The 23,509-nt window shown below is 57.4% G+C and carries 16 protein-coding genes; 11 read left to right on the forward strand and 5 right to left on the reverse strand.

Going from position 1 to position 23,509, the window contains the following annotated elements; translation table 11 throughout:
* The first annotated feature begins 183 nt into the window (after window positions 1-183).
* The gene (locus ACEN8R_RS02845) at window positions 184-1,530 is read left to right on the forward strand and encodes a DEAD/DEAH box helicase (RefSeq protein WP_007934066.1); all 1,347 of its coding nucleotides are present in this window, start codon (window positions 184-186) and stop codon (window positions 1,528-1,530) included.
* 68 nt (window positions 1,531-1,598) lie between these two features.
* Here the strand turns inward: ACEN8R_RS02845 and ACEN8R_RS02850 are convergent, their stop codons facing one another.
* Window positions 1,599-1,874 carry a hypothetical protein gene (locus ACEN8R_RS02850; RefSeq protein ID WP_018926726.1) on the reverse strand — a complete coding sequence of 92 codons (276 nt, stop codon included), beginning with the start codon at window positions 1,872-1,874 and terminating at the stop codon, window positions 1,599-1,601.
* A 246-nt stretch (window positions 1,875-2,120) separates the two neighbouring features.
* Here ACEN8R_RS02850 and ACEN8R_RS02855 point away from each other — a divergent pair, with 246 nt between their 5' ends.
* The 8 genes from ACEN8R_RS02855 to ACEN8R_RS02890 all read left to right on the forward strand — a co-directional run bounded on the left by ACEN8R_RS02855 (window position 2,121) and on the right by ACEN8R_RS02890 (window position 18,423).
* Entirely contained in the window at window positions 2,121-3,827 is a 1,707-nt protein-coding gene (locus tag ACEN8R_RS02855) for a ShlB/FhaC/HecB family hemolysin secretion/activation protein (RefSeq protein ID WP_495624566.1), read from the forward strand.
* Between the two features lie 24 nt (window positions 3,828-3,851).
* Complete coding sequence (locus tag ACEN8R_RS02860; protein ID WP_495624567.1) at window positions 3,852-14,981, forward strand: two-partner secretion domain-containing protein; 11,130 nt, start codon at window positions 3,852-3,854, stop codon at window positions 14,979-14,981.
* Window positions 14,982-14,988: 7 nt separating this feature from the next.
* Window positions 14,989-15,393: a hypothetical protein gene (locus ACEN8R_RS02865; RefSeq protein WP_018929889.1), complete on the forward strand. Its 405-nt coding sequence runs from the start codon at window positions 14,989-14,991 to the stop codon at window positions 15,391-15,393.
* A gap of 532 nt (window positions 15,394-15,925) precedes the next feature.
* Window positions 15,926-16,309, forward strand: a complete 384-nt coding sequence (locus tag ACEN8R_RS02870) for a hypothetical protein (protein WP_495624568.1) — start codon at window positions 15,926-15,928, stop codon at window positions 16,307-16,309.
* Between the two features lie 13 nt (window positions 16,310-16,322).
* Window positions 16,323-16,802 carry a Cdi1I family immunity protein gene (locus tag ACEN8R_RS02875; protein ID WP_018929891.1) on the forward strand — a complete coding sequence of 160 codons (480 nt, stop codon included), beginning with the start codon at window positions 16,323-16,325 and terminating at the stop codon, window positions 16,800-16,802.
* Window positions 16,803-16,888: 86 nt separating this feature from the next.
* Entirely contained in the window at window positions 16,889-17,317 is a 429-nt protein-coding gene (locus ACEN8R_RS02880; RefSeq protein WP_018929892.1) for an Sbal_3080 family lipoprotein, read from the forward strand.
* 8 nt (window positions 17,318-17,325) lie between these two features.
* Complete coding sequence (locus ACEN8R_RS02885) at window positions 17,326-17,745, forward strand: DUF2846 domain-containing protein (protein ID WP_018929893.1); 420 nt, start codon at window positions 17,326-17,328, stop codon at window positions 17,743-17,745.
* A 117-nt stretch (window positions 17,746-17,862) separates the two neighbouring features.
* Window positions 17,863-18,423, forward strand: coding sequence for a hypothetical protein (locus ACEN8R_RS02890; protein ID WP_018929894.1), 561 nt, complete (start codon window positions 17,863-17,865; stop codon window positions 18,421-18,423).
* Between the two features lie 153 nt (window positions 18,424-18,576).
* Here ACEN8R_RS02890 and ACEN8R_RS02895 read toward each other — a convergent pair whose 3' ends face one another.
* Window positions 18,577-19,317, reverse strand: coding sequence for a DUF899 domain-containing protein (locus ACEN8R_RS02895; protein ID WP_018929895.1), 741 nt, complete (start codon window positions 19,315-19,317; stop codon window positions 18,577-18,579).
* A gap of 201 nt (window positions 19,318-19,518) precedes the next feature.
* Between ACEN8R_RS02895 and ACEN8R_RS02900 the strand changes: the two genes are divergently transcribed.
* Window positions 19,519-19,911 carry a hypothetical protein gene (locus ACEN8R_RS02900; RefSeq protein WP_018929896.1) on the forward strand — a complete coding sequence of 131 codons (393 nt, stop codon included), beginning with the start codon at window positions 19,519-19,521 and terminating at the stop codon, window positions 19,909-19,911.
* A gap of 18 nt (window positions 19,912-19,929) precedes the next feature.
* On the opposite strand, the gene ACEN8R_RS02905 is transcribed toward ACEN8R_RS02900, so the two are convergent.
* From ACEN8R_RS02905 to ACEN8R_RS02915, 3 genes are all read right to left on the reverse strand, one after another.
* Window positions 19,930-20,799: a DUF6279 family lipoprotein gene (locus tag ACEN8R_RS02905; RefSeq protein WP_018929897.1), complete on the reverse strand. Its 870-nt coding sequence runs from the start codon at window positions 20,797-20,799 to the stop codon at window positions 19,930-19,932.
* Between the two features lie 77 nt (window positions 20,800-20,876).
* Window positions 20,877-21,593 carry a TorF family putative porin gene (locus ACEN8R_RS02910; RefSeq protein ID WP_018929898.1) on the reverse strand — a complete coding sequence of 239 codons (717 nt, stop codon included), beginning with the start codon at window positions 21,591-21,593 and terminating at the stop codon, window positions 20,877-20,879.
* Window positions 21,594-21,802: 209 nt separating this feature from the next.
* A complete protein-coding gene (locus ACEN8R_RS02915) occupies window positions 21,803-21,991 on the reverse strand; it encodes a PFL_1563 family small protein (protein WP_017337097.1) in 189 nt (62 codons plus the stop codon).
* A gap of 351 nt (window positions 21,992-22,342) precedes the next feature.
* Between ACEN8R_RS02915 and ACEN8R_RS02920 the strand changes: the two genes are divergently transcribed.
* Window positions 22,343-23,179, forward strand: a complete 837-nt coding sequence (locus tag ACEN8R_RS02920) for a CvfB family protein (protein ID WP_007942143.1) — start codon at window positions 22,343-22,345, stop codon at window positions 23,177-23,179.
* Window positions 23,180-23,509: the final 330 nt, after the last annotated feature.

A 23,509-nucleotide genomic window follows, 5' to 3' on the forward strand; every position in this document is an offset into this window, starting at 1 on the left:
GCTTCTTCTGTAGGGCGCGACGGGGCGATTAGAGCATTTAAGAGGTTGCGGATGACGTTTTGAGACAAATCAGGCAACAAAAAAGCCACTGTTTGCAGCCGTTTGTATAAAGAAACTCGGCCTTAGCGCTCGAAACCGTTACCCTATGCAGCTGTTTTTTTGTATTTCTTCGAGGTAGCACCCGTGTTTTCCCAATTCGCCCTGCACGAACGTCTGCTCAAAGCCGTGGCCGAGCTTAAATTTGTCGAGCCAACGCCTGTGCAAGCAGCGGCTATTCCGCTGGCGCTCCAAGGGCGTGATCTGCGGGTGACAGCGCAAACCGGCAGCGGCAAAACCGCAGCCTTCGTTTTGCCGATCCTCAACCGCTTGATCGGCCCGGCCAAAGTCCGCGTCAGCATCAAGACCCTGATCCTGCTGCCGACCCGCGAGCTGGCCCAGCAAACCATCAAGGAAGTCGAGCGCTTCGCGCAGTTCACTTTCATCAAGTCCGGTTTGATTACCGGCGGTGAAGACTTCAAGGTCCAGGCCGCCATGCTGCGCAAGGTGCCGGACATCCTGATCGGTACACCGGGCCGGATGATCGAGCAACTGAACGCCGGCAACCTCGACCTCAAGGAAGTCGAAGTGCTGGTGCTCGACGAAGCCGACCGCATGCTCGACATGGGTTTTGCCGAAGATGTGCAGCGTCTGGTGGATGAGTGCACCAACCGCCAGCAGACCATGCTGTTCTCCGCCACCACCGGCGGTTCGGGCCTGCGCGAGATGATCGCCAAGGTCCTGAACAACCCTGAGCACTTGCAGCTCAACGCGGTCAGCCAGCTGAACGACACCACGCGTCAGCAAATCATTACCGCTGACCACAACCAGCACAAAGAACAGATCGTGAACTGGCTGCTGGCCAACGAGACCTATCAGAAGGCCATCGTGTTCACCAACACCCGGGCCATGGCCGACCGTATCTACGGCCGCCTGGTGGCACAGGAATACAAAGCGTTCGTCCTGCACGGCGAGAAAGACCAGAAAGACCGCAAACTGGCCATCGACCGCCTGAAGCAGGGCGGGGTGAAAATCCTCGTGGCCACCGACGTCGCCGCCCGCGGTCTGGACGTGGAAGGCCTGGACTTGGTGATCAACTTCGACATGCCGCGCAGCGGCGACGAATACGTTCACCGCATCGGTCGCACCGGCCGCGCCGGCAACGATGGCCTGGCCATCTCGCTGATCTGCCACGGCGACTGGAACCTGATGTCGAGCATCGAACGCTACCTCAAGCAGAGCTTCGAGCGCCGCACCATCAAGGAAGTCAAAGGCACCTACGGCGGACCGAAAAAGGTCAAGGCCTCGGGCAAAGCCGTTGGCGTGAAGAAGAAAAAGGTCGACGCCAAGGGCGACAAGAAGAAAACCGGCGCCAAGGCCCCGACCAAGCGCAAGATCGCCAACCGCCCGAAGACCGACGCCCTGTCGCTGGTCAGCAAGGACGGCATGGCGCCTTTGAAACGTCGCAAGCCGGAAGCGCCGGCGGCTGAATAAAGCGTCGTAGCGATCCAATAAAAACCCGGACAGTGTCCGGGTTTTTTTACGTCAAAAGATCTTGCCATCTAACCCCCGGCTTTGTTCTTCGCCGATTCCAACTCCTTCAAACGCTGATCGATCACCTGGCACTTGTCCGGCAAATCCTTGCTGGCCGTCTCCAGGTCCATCTTCTGCAACTCGTCATTGATCTCCTTGGCCTTGGCCGGGTTCTGCTCAGTGATCTTGGCGACTTCCTTGGCCAGTTGTTCACGCTTGGCGGTGGCTTCCTCGGGAGGGCACGCCCAGACGGGGAGGGAGCAGGTGAGGGTGGCGGCGAGGGTGATTTTTAGCAGAGTTTTCATAGGTTGTGCCTCAGTTTCCGGTTAAGGCGGGTTATCCGGTTGAGGGGCGAGGGGTGTGAAAAGTTCAGCTTCCGAGAGCTACAGGCATGTTTGCGGGGTTGGCATAGGAGATTTACTAATGCTTATCGCCACCCCTACCGTTCGTCGGCCTCCCCACCAGAATGGATCCATTTATTGACGCCAAAATAGTGGCCATCTAATATCGCGCCACTATTGTGCTATCACTCTCCATTCGAGGGATCGAACATGTATCCACCCGCCCTCGTGGCGAGGTTGTGCCTGGCTTTGCTGTGCCTTTCTCCGCTGAATCTTGCTCACGCCGCCCCCACCCCCGGTGAAACCGATCTGATCCGCGAACGTCAGGACCGCTTGCTCGACGAGCAGCGTCGGCGTCTCGAGGAGCTCAAGGAATTACCCGGCAAGGCAGCCCAACCCGCGCCACCGACGGCCCCGGCCGACGCCCGTTGTTTCCCCATCAAGGACATCGAACTCAAAGGCGCCGACAGTCTTTCGGACAGCGAGAAAAATCGTCTGCTCAAGCCTTACATCGGTCAGTGCCTGGGCGTTACGCAGCTCAACGAGTTGCTGAAAGTCATCACCGATCTGTACATCGAGAAGGGCTTGGTCACCAGCCGGGCCTACTTGCCGCAGCAGGATTTGTCCGCTGGGCATCTGAAGGTGCTGGTGGTCGAGGGTCGGCTCGAAGGGTTGAAGGGCGCGCAGGATAGCAAGCTGTCGGACCGCGAATTGGCGATGGCTTTCCCCGGTAAGAGCGGGGAGCTGGTCAACCTGCGGGAAATCGAGCAGATGGTGGATCAGCTCAACCGTTTGCCGTCGAATCAGGCGCAGATGGAGTTGTCCCCGGGCAAGAACGTCGGTGGCAGCGAAGTGCTGGTCAAGAACACGCCGCAGAAGCCGTGGCGTGCCGGGTTGTCCCGCAGTAACGACGGCCAGCGCAGCACCGGCGAGCAGCAGTGGGGCACGACGTTCGATTGGGACAGCCCGCTGGGCCTGGCCGACCAGTTGATGCTGCGCGGCGGTCACGATGCGATGAGCGATCACCAGCACACCTCCAACAACGCCATGCTCAATTACAGCCTGCCGTGGGGCTGGTGGAACTTCAGTTACACCTACAGCCAGAGCGAATACCGCTCGCAAGCCCAGGCCAATGGTTTCAATTTCAAGCAGACCGGCGACAGCGAAAACCATCAGCTGCGCGCCGAGCGGGTGATCCATCGTGACGCCCTGAGCAAGACGTCTCTCAGCACCGGCCTCTCGTATCTGCGCACCAACAACTTCATCGAAGACAGCAAGCTCAGGTTGAGCAGCAACCGCATCAGCGAAGCGCAGTTCGGCATCAACCACGGTCGGCGCATCGGCACGGCCTTCGTCAACCTCGACCTGGGCATGCAGCAAGGCATCGGCGCGTTCGACGCCCAGGGTAACGGTGATCCGGGCCCCGGCGAGCCGAACGCCCGTTACCGCAAATACACCGCCACCGCGAGTTATCTGCAGCCGTTCAAGCTGTGGGGCGAGTCCTTCAGTTTCAGCAGCCTGATGACCGGCCAGCGCAGTGAAGACGTGCTGTTCAGCCCACAGCGCACCAGCCTCGGCGGGCAGTCGTCGATTCGCGGTTACAAGGACCAGTCCTTGTCCGGCGACAGCGGCGGCTACTGGCGCAACGACCTGCGCTGGAGCCGTCCGGTGACCCTGGAATGGCTGCGCCCGGTGTTCGCCGAATACGGCACCAGCCTCGGTTACGACCAGGGTGTGATCCGTGGCGACCGCTATAACGGCGATCAGCACGGGCGCATGTCCAGCGATTCCGTGGAGCTGTTTGCCCGGGGTCAGCATGTGGCCGCCAGCGTGACTTTTGCCCATTCCCTGGAACGCCCTGACGTGCTGACCGAGCGCGAAGCGCCGATCTACTTCCGCGTGGATTTCTTCCTCTAATTACGCCTCTTTGAGAACACTGACATGGACGTTCGCCATTACGCCTTCCTCGCTAGCCAGCCCTCGGCTGCGGTCAAAAATCGCGAGCACTTCTGGGGCATGCCCAAGCGCGGGTTGGCGTTCCTGTTGGCCAACGTCATGTTCTGGCAACCGATGTGGGCTCAGGCCGACGGGATCGTGGTGGCCACGCCCGGCACCAGCCTCGGCCAGGCGGGCAACGGCGTGCCGATCATCCAGATCGCCACGCCCAACGGCACGGGCCTGTCGCATAACCAGTTCCACGATTACAACGTCGGCAGCCAGGGGGTGATCCTCAACAACGTCGCCGCGCAGACCGGCGCGACGCAACTGGGCGGGATCATTGTCGGCAACCCGAACCTGACCAACGGGATCGCGGCGCAAACCATCCTCAACGAAGTGGTCGGCGGCAGTCCCAGCCAGTTGCGCGGCTACACCGAAGTGGCGGGGCAGTCGGCACGGGTCATCGTCGCCAACCCCTACGGCATCAGCTGCAACGGCTGCGGCTTCATCAATACCCCGCGCGTGACGTTGACCACCGGCAAGCCGGTGCTCGACGGTAGCGGTCGCCTCGATCGCTTCCAGGTCGATCAGGGCAGCGTCACCATCGACGGCGCCGGGCTGAACGCCAACAACGTCGACCAGTTTGAAATCATCACCCGCAGCGCGAAGATCAACGCCGAGATCCAGGCGAAAAACCTGACCATCGTTGCCGGTCGCAACGACGTCAATGCCGACAACCTCAACGCCACTGCTCGCGCCGATGACGGCAGCGCCAAACCACAACTGGCGATCGACTCTTCGGCCCTGGGCGGGATGTACGCCGGGGCGATCAAACTGGTCGGCACCGAAGCCGGGGTCGGGGTGAAACTCGACGGCAACCTGGCCGCCAGCGGTGGCGATATCCAGCTCGACGCCAACGGCCATCTCAGCCTGGCGCAAACCTCGGCCGCAGGCGCCGTCAATGTCAAAGCGGCCAGCCTCGATGCGCGCGGCCCGGTCTACGCCGGCACCGCCGTCAACGTGCAAACCCAGGGCAACCTGACCAACCAGCAAACCCTCGCGGCCCGGGACAGCATCGCGCTGACGGCCGGCGGTGTGCTGACCAACAACGGCATCATCGAAGCCGGGGTCAACGCCGACACCAGCCGCAATGCCAGCGGCGATGTGAATCTGAATGCGCAGAATTTCACCAACACCGGCAAGAGCGTGGTGGCTAGCCGCAACCTGACGGTCAATACCGCGCAGACGTTGAATAACCAGGGCGGCACTTTAAGCGGGCAGAAAAAAACCAGCATCACTGCTACTACGCTGGATAACCAGAACAAGGGCCGAGTATTGGGCAGCGGCACTCTGGAGCTGAAAGCCACGCAGGTTCTCAACACCCAGGGCGTCATTACCAGCAACGGCAACCTCACGGCCAATCTCGGCCACCTGAACAACCACAATGGTGAAGTTTCCAGCGCCGGCACCACCACCGTCACCGCCACAACACTGGACAACAGTGACGGCCAGGTCACGGGCGACGTAGCCCTGAACATTGGCTTGATCGGCGCCCTGAATAACCAGAACGGTGTGCTGGGCTCCGGCCAAAGCGTGAGCATCAGCGCCGCCAGCCTGGATAACAGTCATGGCGGCAGCCTGGTTAGCGACGGCAGCTTCACCGCACGCATCAATGGCTTGTTCGATAACCAAAATGGCGACCTGAGTGCCAAAGGCGTGGTCGACCTGCAAACCGGCAGCCTCGACAACCGCAATGGCAGCCTGACCGGCAAGGATCGCCTGACCCTGCGCAGCGATTCGCTGGACAACCGCACCGGCAAAGTACGCGCAGGCAAAGACCTGCAACTGACCGTCGGACAACTCGATAACCGCCAGCAAGGTCTGCTCAACAGCCAGGCGGCCATCAACTTCAATGGCACTCATCTGGATAACCGCGGCGGCTTGCTCAGCGCGGCGGGGGCGGTGCAACTGCAGGCGGCCAGCGTCGACAACAGCGGCGGTCGTATCTCCAGCACAACCGATCTGACGGCCAAGGTTGCGCAATTCACCAACCAAGGCGGCGAGCTAGTCGCTCAAGGAACGTTGAGCCTCAATGGCAACGGACTCGATAACCGCAACGGCGGACTGGTAGGCGCGACAAAAGCGCTGAAACTCAATGTCGATGAGGTGGACAACCGCGGCGGCGAAATCTCCAGCACCGTTGATGTGGCCATCGAAGGCCAAAGCCTGAACAACAGTGACAACGGCAAGATTCTGGCTGGCACCGAGCTGGGCCTGAAAGTGGCGCAGATCATCAACCAGACCAAGGGGCTGTTGTTCGGCAAGGGCGCCACGACGGTAACGGGGCAGAACCTGGACAACAGCGGTGGCAGCCTGGTCACTCAGCTTGGGCTGGATATCCGCCTCGACAACGCGCTAAGCAACATCGAAGGCCTGATCAGCAGCGAAGGCACCCTGACAGTTAACGCGGTCAGCCTCGACAATACCCGCGGCAGCGTGTCGAGCGCCGGTGCGTTGGCGCTAACGACGACGGGAGTGTTGAACAATCAGGGCGGGTCGATCACCACCGACAGCGGCCTGACCCTCAACAGTCAAAGCCTGAACAACAGCCAGAACGGCCTGATCAGTGGCAAGAGCGCGACCGCCGTCACCACGGGTACGTTCGACAACACTCAGGGCGGCCAATTGATCAGTGGCGATACGCTCGACCTGACCGCGACTCAAGTCAGCAACGGTGTTGCCAGCCGAATCGCCAGCGATAAGGCCCTGACTGCCAGTGTCACCGGTTTCGACCAACAGGGCGGTCAGCTGTTCAGCAAAACCGCCCTGAGCCTGGACTTGAATCACGGCCAACTGAACAACCAGAACGGGTTGATCAATGCACCGTTGCTGATGTTGAAAAACCTCACGGACGTCAACAACCGCAACGGTGAAATCTCCAGCGCCCAGGCCTTCACACTGGCCGCCCGGAACCTGGATAACGGTAACGGCAAGCTGATCAGTAATCAGGGTTTAACGCTGCACATCGATCAACTGCTCGCCAGCATCAAGGGCCTGATTTCCGCACAGACCCTGGAGGTGCACAGCGCGCGTCTGGACAACACCGGCGGCTTGATCAGCAGTCATGGCACCCTCGGGATGACGGTGGACGGTCAGATCGTCAATCAGGATGGCACTTTCATCGCTGACGGTGATGTGCATCTCAGCGCCGATAGCCTGGACAACACCCATGGCCAGATTGCCGGTAAAGCCGATGTCACGGCCAACGTTGCGACCCTGAACAATCAGGGCGGTCAACTGATTGCCACCGGTGGCCTGACACTGACCGGTACCAGCCTCGACAATCGCAACAGCGGACTAGTCGGCGCGACCAATGCGCTGCAACTGAACGTCGAATCGGTCGATAACCGCGGTGGTGAGTTGTCGAGCAAGTCAGATGTCACCCTGATCGGCAACCGTCTGGACAACAGCGATGGCGGCCAGGTATTCGCTGAAGGCGCACTGTCCCTGACAGTCGAAAACATCATCAACCGCGCCAAAGGCCTGCTCTCGGGCAAGGCCGACCTGACATTGACCGGACGCGATCTCGACAACAGTGGCGGCTCGCTGTTGAGTCAGAAAAACCTGAAGCTCGATCTCAAGGGTGATCTCAATAACAGCCAAGGCTTGCTCAGCGCTGAAGGCTCACTCGGGGTCACGGCCGCGAGCCTGACCAACACCCTGGGCAGTGTTTCCGCGGCAGGGCCGCTGACGTTGACCACCACCGGCGCCATTCTCAACCAGGGCGGCGAGATCGTCACGGATGCTGGCATCACACTCAACAGTGCCAGCCTCGACAACCGCAATAACGGCAGCATCAGTGGCAAGGGGGCGGTGATCGTCAACACCGGCGCACTGGATAACAGCCACGCCGGTCGCTTGAACAGCGGCGCCAGTCTGGACCTGACCACCACCCAACTGACCAACCAGGATGGCGGTCGTATCGCCAGCGTTGGTGCCCTGACTGCCAGCGTCACCGGCCTGGATCAGCAAGGCGGGCAACTGTTCAGCAACACGTCTCTGACACTGGATCTGAACCAGGGTCAGCTGAACAACCAGAATGGTCTGATCAGCGCGCCGTTGTTGATGCTCAAAAACCTCACCGACGTTCATAACAACGGCGGCGAAATCTCCAGCGCCGAGGCTTTCACCATCGCTGCTCGCAGCCTGGACAACAGCAACGGCAAACTGCTGAGCAATCAGCCCCTGACCCTGCGCATCGATCAGGCACTGACCAACCTCAAAGGCTTGATCGCCGCTGCAGCACTCGACGTCAAAGCCGCCAGCCTGGACAACAGCGGCGGCACGCTGACCAGCCGCGCCAACCTCGATCTGAACCTCGACGGGCTGCTGACGAACCAGAGCCAGGGACTGATCAACGCCACCACGGGGCTGACAATCAACAGCAGCGGTCTGAATAACCAGAACGGTTCTTTGCTGGGCAGCGCCATTGCCATCGACTTCGGGGCGGCTACCGGCGACCTGAACAACGGTGCCGGCCTGATCACCACCACGGGTTTGCTGAGTCTCAAGCACCTGCGTGACCTGAACAATCGGAACGGCGAAATCTCCAGCAGCCAGAGCCTCGATCTGACGGCCCGCGCACTGGATAACAACAACGGCAAATTGATCAGCAATAACCTGCTGACGGTCAACGCCGACACGGTACTCAACCAGGGCGGTCTGATCTCCGGCTGGCAAGGCCTGAGCCTCACCAGCAACAGCCTGGACAACCGCAACAAAGGCACGCTGTCGAGTCATGACAGCGATGTGGCCGTCACCGTAAGTGGTGCCATTCTCAACAGCGGCGAAGGTGCACTGGTCAGCCGGAAAACCCTGAGCGTCAACGCGTCGAGCCTGGACAACAGCAACGGCGGCATTCTCTCCAGCGGCGGCAATCAGACCCTGACCCTCAGCGGCCTGCTGAACAATGCTCAGGGCGGCTTGATCGACAGCGGCGCAACCCTGGCGATGCAGGCGATGACCCTGGGTAATGCCGGCGGTACCGTCAACGCAAAACAGGACCTCAGTTTCACCGGCACCACACTGGATAACACCGGCGGCAATCTGATCGGCAACGGTGCCGTGACCCTCGACCTGCTCGGCGCCCTGACCAACACCAACGGCAAACTGGCCAGCGCCGGCCCACTGCTGGTGCAACGCGCCACGCAGATCAATAACCAGGGCGGTCAAATCGCCAGCCAAGGCTTGATGACGTTGCTCACTGGTGGCCTGGACAACCGCAATCTCGGCACCATCGCGGCCAATGATCTACTGACCATCACCACGGGCGGCACGCTACAGAACAGCGCCGACGGCCAGATCTACAGCCAGAATGGCGACCTGCAAATCCAGGCCGCCAGCCTCGTCAACGCCAAGGGCACTCTGCAAAGCCAGGGCGCTTTGAACCTCACCATTGGCGGCGATATTGACAACCAGAGCGGCCGCATTGTCGCCAAGGACGGTGACCTGTCGATCAAGGCCGGCAATCTCGATAACCGCGGCGGGGTGCTCGCCAGCCTGCAAGCTGCGTTCACGGCCAACCTGACGGGTGTGTTGAAAAACGGCTATGACCTGAACAACAACCGCCGCAGCGGCGTCACCCAGGCCCAGCGCCTGAACCTGACTGCGCTGGCCGGTATCGACAACTACGGCGGGCGTATCGCTGCGCAAAGCGGCGACGCGATCATTGCCACCGGTAACTTCGACAACCGCAATGGCGGCCTCTATGCCAAAGGCAAGGTCAGCGTCACCGGCAACAACTTTGACAACAGCGGCGACAACGACGGCCAGATTGCCGGCCAACAGATCGACCTCACCCTCAGCGGTGCCCTGAACAACCGACTGGGCATCATCGAGAGCGACAGCACCCTGTCGATCAAGGCTGCCAGCCTCGACAACCAGACCGGCCAACTGCGCGCCCTCGGCGACAAAGGCAAAACCAGCTTCCAGATCGGTGGCCTGTTCGACAACCGCAACGGCACCCTGGAAAGCGCCAACACCGACCTGACCATGGCGGTGGGCGGCTTCCTCAACGGTGGCGGCAGTCTGCTGCACGTGGGCAACGGTACTTTCGACATTTCCACCGCCAACGTCACCGGCGCCGGCGGCACCATCGTTACTCGCGGCGGCCTGACCCTCAACGCCGACAGCTGGACCAACAGCAACGTCATCCAGGCTGGGCGCCTGACCGTTAACGTCAATAGTTTCACCCAGACGGCGAGTGGTCAGTTGCTGGCCTCGGATAGCCTCGTCGGTACCGGTGTCAACTGGTTCAACGAAGGATTGATTGCCAGTGACGGCAGCATGAACGTGGGGCTGAGCGGTGCTTACTGGGGGGCTGGTCGTCTTAGCAGCCAAGGGGCCCTTGGCCTGAATGCCGCGCAAGTGAGCCTCAATAGCGTCACCTCCAGCATCGCTGGCGGTGGCAACACCACGCTCAATGTCAGTGGTCAACTGGATAACGCCGGTCGCCTCACTTCGGGCGCCAACCTGACGGTTAACGCCGGCGGGATCAACAACTTCGGGACGCTGGCCAGCGCTCAACAACTGACCGTCACCACCGGTTCGCTGGTCAACAGTAACGGGCTGATCTTCAGTGGCGGCAACATGGGCCTGCGGGTCAATGCGCTGAACAACAGCTACGCCAACATCTACAGCCTGGGCAACCTGACGATCGACCGTAACGGTCAAGGCGCCCAGGCCGCCAGCATCGTCAACAGTTCGGCGTCGATTCAAAGCGACGGCAGCATGAGCCTGGCGGCGAGCACGATTCAGAACATCCGCGCGGTGCTGACCACCAATAACCAGGGTATCTACTACGCCCGAATCGGCGAAATCACCTGTATCGAAGGGGTGAACGCGGGCGACTGCAGCGGCAAGCAAAACCATGTTTGGGAGATCGTGCAGCGCGACAAATTTGAAGTCACTGATGCCAGTGCCGCGTCCAGCATCACGGCGGGCGGGGACCTTACCCTGACCGGTGGTGACCTGCTGAACCAGAGCAGCACCATAGCCACCGGCGGCAATCTGAGCGCCTCGCTGGTCAACCTGACCAACAGCGGCATCGAGACCGGCGAAACCGAGACCACCCGGGTATTTCGCTCCGAACGAACTCGCAACGCAGGCGGATGGTACAACGCGGCCAGTAATTTCACCGACAAGTACTGGTTCGAAAGCGCGGGCTACACCCCCAACGACCTGGGGGGGCTTGAGGCCGGGATGGCCAACTTTATCGGCATGACCGAAGCTGAACTGCCTCAGTTCGGTACGACCACAAAAATCTCGTCCAGCGACCAAAGTTACGCCGCCGTGATCCAGGCTGCTGGCGCGGTCAACATCAACGCCCAGAACAATATCGATAACAGTGTCGTACGCCCTGGCTACACCTACGTGGGCAGTGGTCCGCGCACGGGCACCGGTGCTGCGGGCAGCCAGTTCTCCACCCGCATCACCCTCAATCAACAATTGCCACCCAACCTGGCCCAACAGCAAGTCAACCCGCTGGCCTTGCCCGGCTTCGCTCTGCCCACCGGGCAAAACGGCCTGTTCCGCCTGAGCGGCCAAGACAGCAGCACTCCAGTGGCCAGCGGTCCGCAAAGCTGGACCATGGGCGGCGGCAGCGTCAGCACGACCCAGCGTCAGCAACCGCTGCAAAGCGTCCAGCCACGGAACATTCTACCGGTCAGCAACACTCAGGCCTCCGCCAGCAGCGTTGACCTGAAGCCCGTTGATTATGTGGTGTCGAACGTGGGCGCCGGTGCCAGCGCGATCAACGTCAGTGCACCGGCTGCCAATTCAACCGGCTCGGCACTGCCGGGTCGTTCTACGGCCTTTACCATCAATCGCGTCCAAGGGTTGCCGGCCAGCAGCGGCCAGTCCAAACCCCAGAAATACCTGATCGAAACCAACCCGGTACTCACCGACCTCAAGCAATTCATGAGCTCGGACTACCTGTTGTCGAACCTGGGTTACGACCCCGACCAAAGTGCCAAGCGTCTGGGCGATGGCCTTTATGAACAACGCCTGATCCAGCAAGCAGTAGTGGCCCGTACCGGTCAGCGCTTTATCGATGGCCAGACCAGCGACGAAGGCTTGTTCAAATACTTGATGAACAACGCCGTCGCCAGCAAAACAGAACTCAACCTGTCGCTGGGCGTCAGCCTGACCTCCGAACAAGTCGCGGCCCTGACCCACGACATTGTCTGGATGGAAAATGCCGAGGTAAATGGCGAGCAAGTACTGGTGCCGGTGCTGTACCTGGCCAACGCCAACAATCGCCTGGCCGCCAACGGTGCCTTGATCCAGGGCAGCGACGTGACCCTGATCGCCGGCAAAGACCTGAACAACGCCGGCACCTTGCGCGCCTCCAACAACCTGTCGGCCACCGCCACCAACGACCTGGTCAACAGCGGCCTGGTGGAAGCCGGCAATCGCCTCGATCTGAAAGCCGGCAACAACATAGTCAACAAGGCCGGCGGCATCATCGCCGGCCGTGACGTCACGTTGACCACCACCCGGGGCGACGTGATCAACGAACGCACCGTCACCACTCATGAAAGTGGCAGCGGTTATCGCAACGAGCGCACGGACTTCGTCGACAACGCCGCTCGCATCGAAGCCGGAAACTCGCTCACTCTCAATGCCGGACGCGATATCAACAACGTTGGCGGCGTGCTGAAAAGCGGTACTGATACCACGATCAAGGCCGGTCGCGATGTCAACCTCACTTCAGCCGAACAGATCGTCAGTGGTGAGCGGGGGCTGCATCGGGATCAGACCATTACCCAATATGGCTCAGACGTAGATGTGGGGCAGAGCCTGAAGGTCAATGCCGGACGGGATATCACCGCTATCGCCAGTCAGATCGACGCCAAACGCGATGTGAGCATGAGCGCTGTCGGCGACTTGACCCTGGCCTCGGCGGCGGATGAGCAGCACTCGTATGGCAAGAGCAAGAAGGTTACCAGTCAGGAAGATCATGTCCATCAGGTAGCCACCACCGTTACAGCAGGCGGCAATGTTGCGCTGAGCGCGGGTAACGACCTGACGCTTATCTCCAGCAAGATCGCCGCGGGGGACGAAGCCTACCTGGTGGCCGGCGATAAACTTCAGTTGCTGGCCGCGCAAGACAGCGATTATTCGCTGTACGACATGAAGAAAAAGGGTGGTTTCGGTAGCCTGAAGACCCAGCATGATGAAGTCACTGACGTAAAAAACGTGGGTAGTGAGATCCAGACCGGCGGTTCTTTGGCTCTGATCAGCGTTGGCGACCAGCGGTACCAAGGCGCCAAGCTCAACAGCGGTGGAGACCTGAACCTGAGCAGTGGAGGGAGCATCACCTTCGAAGCCGTCAAGGACCTGCATGACGAAAGCCACACCAAAAGTGATAACAACGCGTTCTGGGTATCAGCCAAAGGCAAAGGCAACACTGACGAGACCTTGCGCCAGAGTGAGTTGACCGCACAGGGGCAGGTGACGATTAACGCTGTCAACGGCCTGCACATCGACCTCAAGCAGATCGATCAAGACACGGTTGCACAAAGCATCGATGCGATGGTCAAGGCTGATCCGAGTCTGGCCTGGATAAAAGACGCCGAACAACGCGGCGATGTCGACTGGCGCCAGGTCAAGGAAATCCACGAGTCCTTTAAGTACAACACTTCGGGTCTTGGACCCGCATCGAAGGTGATCATCGCGATCCTCATGTCAGCCATTCTCGGCCCTGCCGGGCTGGGCCTGGGCGGGGTAGAGGGGGCGGCAGAGATCAGCCTGGCCACTACGGCAGTCACCAGTCTTATCGATGAAAAAGGCAATCTGGGCAGTGCGCTGAAGGACACCTTCAGCTCGGGTAGTTTGAAAAACGCGGCAGTCGCTGGCATTACCGCCGGAGTACTGGATTATGCCGACACCAACTGGTTCGGAGATGCCGGGGGCTCCACCGTCACCAGCGCCGGACCGCTTCAAGACGCCAATTACACAAGTGACATGCTCAGTTGGAGCAATGCTGAGCAGGCCTTACTGCGCGCTGGTGGGCATGCCCTGATCAACGGTGGGATTTCTACGGTGATCAATGGCGGAAGCTTCGGTAAGAATCTGAGTAGCGCGGCCTTGGGAGAGGCCATTAATCTTGGTGCGGCAGCCGGTAACAAAGCCATCGGCGATATAACGAATGACATCTCGAGCAAATTGATCATGCATGCCTTGCTCGGTGGCTTGCTATCGAAAGCTGCAGGTCAGGATTTTGCCAGTGGTGTTGTCGCTGGCGGCGTGGCCGAAGGCCTGACACCACTGGTCAATGCCGCGTTGTCCAACTATGTCAGCAAGATTTTTGACGCGAACAACCTGAGCCTCCAGGGTAGCCAGGCCAAAATCACCACGGCGCAATTGATTGGCTTGGTTTCGGGGGCTATGGCCGGCGGTGATCCCAATATCGGCGCGTTGATCGGTGGGACGGCGGAGAAGTACAACGATCAAGGGCACCCGTTTACCGATCCTACAGTGCTGTTTGGTGATGACGGCGCGCCTCTGCAAGGCGGCATGACTGCGCTGGATAAGGCTAAGGCACAGTTGTCATTGGCGATCTTGTTTACGTTGGCTCCGGAGCTTTTTTCGGAAGGGTTTATAGCCAAGATTGGCACAATGTTCAACGAGATGGGGGAGGGTGCGGGTGTAGGGGTAACGGCGTCGGGTGGGGGGGCTGTTGACGCGGGTGTGGGTGCAACGGCGTCGGGAGGTGGAGCGGGTGGGGCTGCTGTTGACGCGGGTGCAGGTGCAACGGCGTCGGGAGGTGGAGCGGGTGGGGCTGTCGTTGACGCGGGTGCTGGTGTAACAGGCAGTCTTCCAGAAATTAAGGTGGTTGATGGCTTCTACGAAGCGGAAGGAACTCCATTCAAATTTTCTGAGTATTACTATAATCGCTTATGGACAACTGGGCGTGGGGCACCCTTTGTTCAGGCGGATGAGGTCTTAAAAACAGCAACGACGGTGACCCCGGATAGGATGGCTGGATTCTATCGTTATACGAATGGTTCGATGGAGATGGTTTATAATCCTGTAACTAAAGAAGTTTGGCATATTCAGCCTTTAAGGTAGTTTATAAATGTGTGAAATCACCCTGCAGATTATTTATTTCTTGTTTTTGCATCAAAAAGGAAGGCGGCTTCCTGTTTTAGAATTCTGCATAAATTATATCGATGGGAGCTTCGTTTTTTCGGAGGATTTTGTACGTAACGAGCGTGCCATGTACCAGGAGCTTTTCTCTTCAGAGTGCAACGGTTATGTACTAAATTTGCTGAAAAATCTGATGGCGGAGATGAAGGTGTTAACTTTTGAAGGTTCAGAAGATATTTTAGATGGGCTGGAGTTTATTCAGAATGTTGGCGCAACGGCGTTGTGGAAGTTTAATTGTGATATGGCTTCTGAGATGGAGAATTTTGTCAGGGAGTTCGACCGGTTGGATGTCATTGGGGAAAGAGAAAGATTGTATTTGTTAACGCAATCTTAATGATGCAAAGACTAAAGGGGGTGGAATTATTTGAGTGCGCATTGAGGGCTCCCAAGTAAATCTGCCTACTTTGTAATACGCCTTTTACAGGAAGATGGAGCCCGCTTTTTGGCGAAGCTGGGTTGTTCAAATGGCGGATTGAATGGGGGGGTCAGAAATTTTGGGGGAGAAACGGGGACAGACCACGTTTATCCTGAGAATGGCAGAAAATGGGGGCAGACTACGTTTTCTGTGTCGCACTTTAGCGATATGAAATAGCGAGAAAAGGGGACGGATTTATTTGTCTGGTTCATGCGGTGGTGGCCAAAAAATTATGTTGTCTCGCTATTTATAAAGTCTATTGAGGTTAGGGTTCGTTTATGCGCGCTTTGTTAAATGGGTTCATTGTTTTATGTTGATCACATCTTCTCTCTCAGGCTGTTCTTCGCATAAAAAGTAGCTTCCCACAAAGACGGATGAAGAACCCATTGCGCTAATCGCGAACGAACATAATTCAAAGGTTATTTTCAAAGCGGTTAGCACCGAATCACCGGTGAGCTTCAAGATTGGGAAGCCCGGTAATCTGATCGCTGTAGGTGTTGTATATAACGATGCCCAAGAGCAGCAAATGCCTGCGTTTGCCAGGGGGTTGTACAAAGGGGTCATCAGGGGGATCTATGGCGCCAGGCCGAGCCGCGAAATTCTAGTGCCAGCAAGCCAACTGATTGAGGTCGAGGGTCAAGCAAATTGGCGCAACGACCGCGGAACGAGTTACCGAGTAGAAAAATGTGGCCCGCTGTCCCACACCTTCCTTGCGCAAGCCAATAAGACATATTTGGTTGAGTTCGATTTGCAGAGTTTCACCGTGTGCGACCAAAAGATTTTCGATATCACCAACGAAGGGCAGAAAGACCAAATTTCGCCGGCTATTCTTTAGTGCGGAGGTAGACGTGGCTGGCTTGCTGGAGTTTGTATTCGAGCTTGTGGATAAGGGATCGGTCTTGCCACTGCTGACGGAAGTAATCAATGGCGCCGATTCGGTAGTGAGTGCTCAATGTTCAGAAACGTTTCCGGTCTGGCGTGATTGTCAGATACAGCTCGATGCAATAAGTGCAGCAATGAGCTTTGAAGGTGAAGTTTGTGTGTTGGTTAATGTCCGTAATCTGAAAATTATGGAGCTAATAATTGGTTCTGTTCTTGTTAGGATTTTGAAATATGACGGAGTGTTCGATATTGATTTTAGCTTTGATGAGATCGATGTTGTATTAAGGGGCCAAGCAGCGGTCGACGTTCTGCTCACATACTCAAAAGAAATGGCTGATAAGTTTGAGGTTGCCGACTGTTTTTATGGAGCTGAGCCGGCTTCGGATGAAGATACTCGGTTTTCTACGAGCGGCGAGCTTGGGCCATTTGCGAGAAAATCGTTCTGAAAGCAAACCAATCAATTGACCGTAAAACGGGCCTGATCTAGCATGTGGCCATCATATTGATATCATTTTTGATTCAAGGATAGGACATGCTGTTTAGAGCTCTTGCGATAAGCGTTTTACTGACACTGACCGGGTGTACCAACATTAAAGTTGAGCCGGTGGACCGCCAATACCAAATCTCGAAACTCTGCATCGAAGAGAACCCGAAAGTGGTCGTTGGTGATTTCGTCGATGGTCTGCAATCCCTCCTGCGTAAGCACGGTATCGAGAGTCGCCTTTACGCCACGCCTGTGCCGAGTAGCTGTGAGTACCGGCTGAGCTACAACGCGACTCGCTCGTGGGACATTTCCGCATACATATCCGACGCCAGTGTCTGGCTCTACAAGGGCGATCAAAAAATCGGCTTTGCGCAATACCATCTGACGGCGGAGGGGGGACTCGATATGTCCAAATTGGCGACGGTCGAGGAAAAAATGGGGCCGGTGATCAACCAATTGTTGGGGCAAAGCAAATGAGTGCGGTGATGAAAAGTATTCCAGCTCTGTTGCTTATGCTGTTATTGGCCGGCTGCAGCCACACCTCTTCCAGCCAGCCCTATTTCGAGCCACCAGCGCCACCTCAAGGCAAGGCGTTGGTTTACATGATGCGAACCCAGGTTATTCAAGGCAGCTTTTATGACAGCGTGTTCAGCATCAATGACAGTGCGGTGGTGGGGCTCAATGAACATACCTACTCCTGGGTCTTTGTGAGCCCCGGCCTGCACAAGATATCTGCCGGGCAGCACGTCCATCCCAGAAACGTATACCTGAACCTGCAGGTCGAGCAGGGTAAAGCGTACTTCGTTGAATACACTCAGCAGAACATGGTTGAGTTGATCCGGGTACGGGATGCCAGGGAAGGGAAAGCAATGGTGACGGGATACTCTTACATCCCAGTCAAGTAGTGCATCCCTGTTTTTGCGGCCTGACTGTTCCCCTATAGCGAGCTCAGCATTTATGAAACGCCGCTTTGACAGATATTTTCTCATCAACTGAACATACGCTTTAAAGGATATTCAGACGTGAAAAAAACCACACTACTAGCACTGACCCTGATTCTGGCATTACCAGGCTGCCATTCCAACGTCCGGGACTCTTCCCCCAGCCTGTTGAAGGACGGTATTCAGCTGCACCAGAACAAGGTGGCTGTCGATGCGCAACATGCCAAGATCATCATGAAAGCATCAGGTAGTACTACCCCGGTAGAGTTCTCGATTCTTCGCGCAGCGGATCCCGACAAGCGTATGGAGGTGCTTGGAACCGTGGTGGATTCAGGTCAGGGCAAGGTCTTCGGCTGGATCGCCAAACTCAACGAAGCGGCCAACAGCGCCACGCTTAAACGCTTCCCGCAGCTGGAAGTGCAGGCGGATGTCGATCAGCCATTCCAGGTGTCGGGTTATTCGAATGGCGCGGGTGTTGGGAGTATCTATAGCTGCGGCCCGATCAAAACCACTTTCACACCAGAAAGAAGCAAGGTCTATTTGGTGGAGTTCCAGTTTGTTGGTAGCCGCTGTGAACAGCATGTCTACGATATAACTCAGCCTCAGGAACGCATTCCTGTGACGAGCGTGCCTTCTGCGTAAAGGACGCTCAGTTATTTGTAATCACTATGCAAATCGGGCGACCCATATATCTATCCATGGGTGGAATCTCTGTCATAGATAGGGACTCTTTGTGGTTGGGTTGCCAAACCCGGTCGCCTTTTGGGCTACCGGGCTGACTATAGTCTTCATCCTTCAAGCATTCCCCCCATGGCAGCAACTAGCTGACACCTTGTCTTCATACCGATCGTGATGCCTCACCCATTCCATGATTTCCTCTTCATTACGGCCCTTGGGCGTTAGGTCGAGGTAGTTGTAGGCACCGACCAGCAGATCCAGGCCTCTCGCATACGTTGAATAGGTGTGAAAAATCTCCCCCGCTTCATTGCGATAAAACACGCTGAGCCCTGGGAGTTCTTCCTCAACGCCGTCAGTTTTTTCGTAGTTGTAGGTAGCTTTTCCGGCGGCGACGTCTTCGGCCCGGGCGCAGACGCCGAAGTCGTAGTTGAAGTCGCAGCCTTCAGATGAGACCCAATCGAATTTCCAGCCCATGCGCTGTTTGAACGGTTGGAATTCGGCGAACGGTGCGTGGGAAACCGCGACCACGGCGACGTCGTGGTGGGCCAGGTGTTGGTTGGCGCCGTCGATGTGGTCGGAGAGGAACGAGCAGCCTGGGCAGCCTTCGTCCCAGCCAGCGGCGAACATGAAGTGGTAGACGATCAACTGGCTGCGGCCGCCGAACAGGTCGGTCAGGCTCAGTTCGCCGTTGGTGCCCTGAAAGCGGTAGGGTTTGTCGATTTTTACCCAGGGCAGGGCGCGGCGTTCGGCGCTGAGTTTGTCTCGTTCTTTGGTGAAGGCTTTTTCGTGGGCCAGGTGTTGTTTGCGGGCCGCGACCCATTCTTCCCGGGACACGACCGGATGATTCTGTATGTTCATGCTGATTTCTCCTGCTTGCTGTGGCGAAAGTCGATCCGCGCAGAGGGGTAAACCGTCTTACACAGCCTAGTCGTTTGGCCTGCGCTCAAATCGACAGGCCGCCGGTCGGTTGGGGGAGAGACCTCGGCTGAACGGCTGCACTCCCTGTCGGTCACAACCTATGAAGGCCATTTCACTCGTGGGCACTGGAGGTTGATCAGGATGACGACTTATAACTGGGATTTGATCGAGCATTTACTGCACGAAGTGCAGAACAGTGCTGGCCGCAGTTTCACTCCACGGCCTTATGCCGAGCAGTATGCGGCGGCGAAAGCCTCCGCGGGCGAGCCGTTCGAGAATCTGGATCGCCTGAAAACGATGGCCGGTGAGTACGAAAAAATACTGCTGTTGCGGGGGTATATCGAGCCTCGGCCGGAGGATCAGGGTGGCAATGGCGAGAATTACATATTGACACCCCGGGGCTCGAGTTTGTTGAGCCTGATCGACAGCAGCATCCCGGGAAATGAGCATCCGCGCCAGGTGCTGGATGAGCAGGAAGATGCGCTGGATGAATTGACGTTTGATGAAGTGGCGTCGAAGGCTCAGATTGCGTGAAGCTTGCAGCTTTAGAACCTATCCTCGTTGCGCCGCTTTCAGGCATTTCAAATCAGTGAAGTCCTTGCGCATGTCTTCAATCTTATGCAGCAACCGTTGACGCTGAAACGGCGTGCTCTCGGCCATCAAGTCCACCAGCAATGCCCGAGCCTGGGCTTCGGTGTTGGCATAGGCCACACGGTAAGCGGGGGTCCATAAACTCTCGCGATCAACCAGAAGTGTCTCGATTTGCTGTAGGAATTGCGGACTCTGACGTTGCGCGACCGCCGCGCTGAATTGCTGTTGCCAATGGACGCGGTTGGCAATCCATTCTTTGTTCTGATCCCCCAGGGCGTTCGACCAGGCCATCACCCGTTGCTGTTGGGTTGGGCTGAGTGGTCCGAGCCAGGCATTCAGGCGTTTTTCCATGCGCTTGCTTCGCTCTTTGATCTGTTGCTCGAGAGGTGGCTTCAGATATTCCTCCTGGCGTTTGCGCAGGTCCTTGGCGAAAGCGTCGTTCATTTCCGCGACTTGCTTGTCATCCAGCCCTTGCAACAGTTCGATGGCCGATGGGGTGATTTCCCGGGCGGTTTCGGCGATGGCTTGTTTGGCTTCCTGGGTACGGGCTTGCAGCTCGGCGTCGGTGATCTGGTTGGTCTCGATCATGGTCTGTAACCGATTCAGCCAGTCGAGGTAACCGGGCAGTTGCGTGGTGCAGTGCCAGCGCAGGTGTTCCTTGAGCCGCTCGTTCAACCAGTCTTTTTGCTGGCGGTTCATGTCCAGGTAGTCGCTGAGCGTCCAGGGAATGATCACGTCGAGGTTGCGGTAAGCCAGGCCCACGCGGGTGCAGGCGGCGATGGTGAGGCTGAGCGTGAGGATGACGGTGATCTGTTTCAACCAATGCGACATGGCAAGCCCTTGCGAAGACCTGGTTTTTTATTGGGTTCTTTTATGTGAACGCAGGACGAGCCTGGCAGTTCAGCCGATTAATAGAAGGCGCGTACAGCCTTGAGAGTGACCAGGCCGTCGCATTCGCTATTGTGGCCGGAATAGGCGGAGCAATCGCTGCCGCTCAGGCTTGAGTCACTGTAGATCAAGTCCAGGTCGATACCCATGAACGGCCGGGACAATTTCACCGACCAGTCGGTAAAACTGCCTACATATCCACCGTCAACGGACACCGGCGTATTGAGCTGGTGAGTGGTGTATTTCAGGCTGACCCCGATGCCGAACGGCTGATTGCCACTTAGGTCGGCGAACAGGGTGCTGTTCTGTTTGTCCGGGTCGTTGCTGAAGGCAGCGCCGAAGCGGCTGCCCAGCAGGGTCAGGCCGCCGAACAACTCCTGGCTGTCGAGGGTATCCACTTTGGGATAGCTGTAATGGATCATGCCCACTTCGTAGCCGAGGGAGTGATCGAAGGGCTGTTTAAAGCCCATGTAGGAGTCGACTTCAAGGTTGCTCGAAGGACTAAGCCCCATGCTGGGGGACCATTGGCCCACGTAGAAGCCGCTGTCGTGGCTCAGGTCGAGGCCACCGTGGAACGAGCCGGTCGTCGAGGGTTTGACCAACCCTTGGGCCATGCTGCGGCTGGGGGTGGTGGCGAGTTTGAGATCGAAGTCGCCCAATTCGCGCTGGAAGACTTGCGCATGGGCGAGCGAACACCACAACAGGCTGGCGAGCAGGAGAAAAGGGGGCTTGAGCATGCGTCACTCCATGAGCTGCGAGGAGCAGGTGGTGAAAACATGCTGAAACGCTTGATCCAGACACGTGCAAGCATACCGGCGAATGTTCGGCATCGAGGGCCGTTCGTCGATTGTTGAAATATTGATTTGTTTTATGGGGTGTTGCTGGAGGGTTCCAGTCCAAGCGCTTCGAAGCTCAAAGCGCTTAGGGACCAGTTAAAGCGGGGGAATTACTTTTTGCCCAGCGTGATCTGCTTGGACGGGCCGAACGTCTGGCCGCTGACGCCTTTGGCAATTTGCTGGATCTCGCCACCGGACTTGAGGAACGCAGCGATCTGATTGTTGATCGATTCGCTGGTTTCAACGGCTGGAGCTGGCTTTGCTTTGCTGTTGGATGCTTTTACACGCATGGCGGCCATTAACCTGTAGAAATTAACTTGGCCAGGCATCGTACAGGAAATACTTGACAATTGCTTGGTAAATATCCTTCCGAAATACACGCGGCAGGTGCGCGAATAATCGCAAGTTATTATTTGGAATAGTCCCCTAAGCTGCTGTTTTAACTAAAAACCTCAGTGGGGAAATAGTGCTTTTCGGATCGGCTGGCCACGGTCCAGACCGCCCGAACGGCCTGACGAGCGGCCAAACACGCCCGCCAAACCCAGGGAAATTAGGGCCTTGCGCGGATTTTCTCGCGCCACCGAGCCGGCCCGCCGAACGCAGCCCGCAAAACCGGGTAGAATGCCGCCCACGCAATGAGGGTATTGGACATGGCTTTAGTCGGGCGTTACAACAGTTTGCAAGTGGTTAAACACACTAACTTCGGTTTATATCTGGACGGTGGCGCGGATGGCGAAATCCTTCTGCCTAATCGTTATATTCCCAAAGATATTCCCAGCGAAGATGAAGATTGGCTCAACGTTTTTATTTATCTGGACAGCGATGACAAACTTATCGCCACCACCGAAAAGCCGAAAGTTCAGGTCGGTGAATTCGCCAGTTTGAAAGTCGTTGAAGTCAACAGCATCGGCGTGTTCCTGGATTGGGGGTTGCCGAAGGATCTGCTGCTGCCGTATTCCGAAGAAAAGCGCCAGATGACTGCCGGCGAGTATGTCGTGGTGCACGTCTACCTCGACAAACACACCCGGCGCATCACCGCGACGGCACGTCTGGACCGTTATCTGGACAAGACCCCGGCCAACTACACCCCGGGCCAGGAAGTTGATTTGCTGGTAGCCGAAGCGACCGATATGGGCTTCAAGGCAATCATCAACAACAAGCACTGGGGCTTGATCCACAAGAACGAAATCTTCAAGTTCATGCGCGCCGGTAAAGAAGAGAAGGGCTTTATCAAAGAAGTCCGTGCCGACGGCAAGATCAGCTTGAGCCTGCAGCCGGTGGGCGAAGCCGCTGCCACCAGTCTGAACTCGAAGATTCTCGCCAAGTTGCGCGACAACAACGGCACCCTGCCAGTCAGCGACAAGAGCGACCCGACACTGATCAGCAGTATGTTCGGCGTCAGCAAGGGCAACTTCAAAAAGGCCATCGGTGCGTTGTACAAGAACGGCCAGATCGTCATTCACGCTGATCGTATCGAACTCAGCTGACCTGCATCGGCCCCGGTAGGCGCTACCGCAGGTTGTGATCAAAAAAGGATCCAGCCTACGGTAGCCTTCTGCGCAGCAGTCACCCATCTCTTTGTATACATAACGCCCTGCACCGTTTGCAGGCGCGGACGCCCTGTTCATGGGCATTATCACCCCCTCTACGACTTGAAGGCTGTGCTCTGAACAGGGTCGAAAGCCAGATTTGTCACACCTTTAGATCGTATGGCACGCATTCTGCGTAGTAACTCGTATACAAACCATGCCGGCTCCCGTACGCAGTGTGGTCGCCGCATCAATCTCGGGGGCCGCGCCTGTACTTTCGAGGAGCCC

This window comes from Pseudomonas sp. Pseusp15 (assembly GCF_059492165.1).